Source organism: Paracoccus sp. SSJ, assembly GCF_030234105.1.
GTDB lineage: Bacteria > Pseudomonadota > Alphaproteobacteria > Rhodobacterales > Rhodobacteraceae > Paracoccus > Paracoccus denitrificans.
The window spans coordinates 1-1,963 of sequence record NZ_JASSPE010000060.1; the positions used below are offsets into that span (position 1 = coordinate 1).

The window sequence follows — 1,963 nt, forward strand, 5'->3', positions numbered from 1 at the left end:
GAAGGGCGGGGACCGGGCCCTGCCGGTCCCCGCCCCGGCGCTATCCGGCCACGTCGATGACCACCCGGCCCCGGATCCGGCCCCCAACGATATCCGCCCCAAGCGCAGGCAAATGCGACATCGGTTCATGTAGTCCAAGATCGAATAGGCGACCGGAATGACCCGGTCCTTTCGGCGCGGCGCAAGCTGGACAAGGATAATGGCGGTCACGAACCATCTTTTCATCGGCAGCAAGGGCACACCGGCCATGGTGACACGGGCGTTCGTCGCGGCCGAGGGGGCGCTGGGGCGGCAGTCTGCACCGCCGCCCCGATGGCTCAGCCCTTGATGGCAATGCGCTTGACCTGCGCCTGCGCCTTTTTGCGTCTTGGGCAGGGTCACGGTCAGCACGCCGTTCCTGAAATGCGCATTGACCTCATCTTCCCCGACCTCAGCGCCAAGCGGATATGGCGCTCGAAACGGCCGTAAAAGCGTTCCGAGAATTGCCGGTCCTGGTCTTCGACCTCCGAGCGCTTCTCGCCCTTCAGCGTTAGCACGCCGTCGTTCAGCAGGGCTTCGATATCCTGCTCGTCAAGGCCCGGCGCCATGCGCGGATTGCGCGGTGACAGGGCCTCGGGCGACCTCTTTCCCAGTCTCAAGTTGCTCCGGCTCGGTCTCGGGCTTCGCAGGGATCTCGATCCGGTGCGGCTTCATCTCTTCGGGGATCTCGTGCCGCAGGCCGATCGTCAGCAGGCCGTTCAGCAGTTCGGCGCCGGTCAGCTTCACATGATCGGCAAGCTGGAAGCGCCGGCGGAAGCTCCGGTCGGCAATACCGCGATGCAGATACCCGTCCATGTCCTCGCCAGCCTCCTGGCCGGTGACCGTCAGAACGGTCTGTTCCTGCGTGATGGCCAGTTCGTCTGGCGAGGACGGATGCGACCGCCGAGCCATGGGGCTGGCTGCATGCCGCCGAGGCCATGATCGGCCAAGAGCATTCCAAGGGCCGCGCCGCCGGACGGCTCGCCATTCCTGAAGCCGCCGACCCCCAGGACCGGCACCGGGGATCAGTGCCTGAACCTTGGCGACAGGAGCAGGATCCTGGTCCCTTGCTCATCTTCGCCGTCCCTGGACGGCAGGGGCCGTTCCTCGACATGCGGACTGCTGGCTTGCAGCACGTCCAGCATGTCGGGAAAGCCATGGGCCACGTCCGGCATTCCCGCGATCTCGTAGGCGCTTTGCCCCAGCCCCGCATAATGGACGATGGAGCCTCCCCGCCGCGTCAGCCGTGCCGCGAAGAAGGCGCAGGAGATCAGGCACTCGTCCCCGATCTGGCGCGACTCGCCCCTTCTCGCCTGCCTTTGCGCCGCGTCCACCAGCCGGACCGTCAGCCGGTCGGGCACGATCGGGCGGTGCATGTAGCGCGCCAGCGTCGAGGCAAGGTGATACTCGAGCTCCGACGACAAGGCGACCTGGCTTTCGCGCATCCCCTCGATCACCAGGTCACGGGCGGCGGAGAGATATGTGTCCGTCATGAAACCCTCGGCATCAGTCTGAACGAAACCATTCCATAAGGAAAAGTTTGGCGCGGCGCCGTCGCAGGTCAAGTCCCTGCATCGATCCGAGCCACCTGAAATCACAGGATATTGCACGCAGTCCTCATGCCGGTGGCAGCAGGTTGCGGCGCGTGTCGAAAATTTTTCCCGCGACCCCTTGAAACCTGTGCCCTACCTGCCAACTCATGTCTCGCGTGATGCCAAGCGGGTCACGCAGGCCCCGCGCCGGTCGCCTGGCCGGTGCGGAGGAACCTCTCGAAATCTGTTTGTCCATGAGGAGAACGATATGACGTTCCGTCCACTCCATGACCGTGTTCTGGTCCGTCGCGTCCAGTCGGACGAAAAGACCAAGGGCGGGCTGATCATCCCCGACAGCGCCAAGGAGAAACCGGCCGAGGGCGAAATCATCGCCGTTGGCGAAGGCGCGCGCA

At 64.9% G+C, this 1,963-nt stretch carries 3 protein-coding genes and 1 pseudogene; 1 reads left to right on the forward strand and 3 read right to left on the reverse strand.

Annotated elements, in window-relative coordinates:
• The 3 genes and pseudogenes from QPR87_RS23715 to QPR87_RS23470 form a co-directional block, all read right to left on the reverse strand.
• Nucleotides 1-587, reverse strand: a pseudogene (locus QPR87_RS23715) (Hsp20/alpha crystallin family protein); the annotation flags it as partial.
• Nucleotides 571-930, reverse strand: coding sequence for an Hsp20 family protein (locus QPR87_RS23465; RefSeq protein WP_285051559.1), 360 nt, complete (start codon nt 928-930; stop codon nt 571-573). The gene QPR87_RS23465 and the pseudogene QPR87_RS23715, both read right to left, overlap by 17 nt.
• Before the next feature lie 113 nt (nt 931-1,043).
• Nucleotides 1,044-1,511, reverse strand: coding sequence for a hypothetical protein (locus QPR87_RS23470; protein ID WP_285051561.1), 468 nt, complete (start codon nt 1,509-1,511; stop codon nt 1,044-1,046).
• A gap of 307 nt (nt 1,512-1,818) precedes the next feature.
• Here QPR87_RS23470 and QPR87_RS23475 point away from each other — a divergent pair.
• Nucleotides 1,819-1,963: co-chaperone GroES (locus QPR87_RS23475; protein WP_262967743.1), on the forward strand; the 145-nt coding region annotated here is incomplete at its 3' end.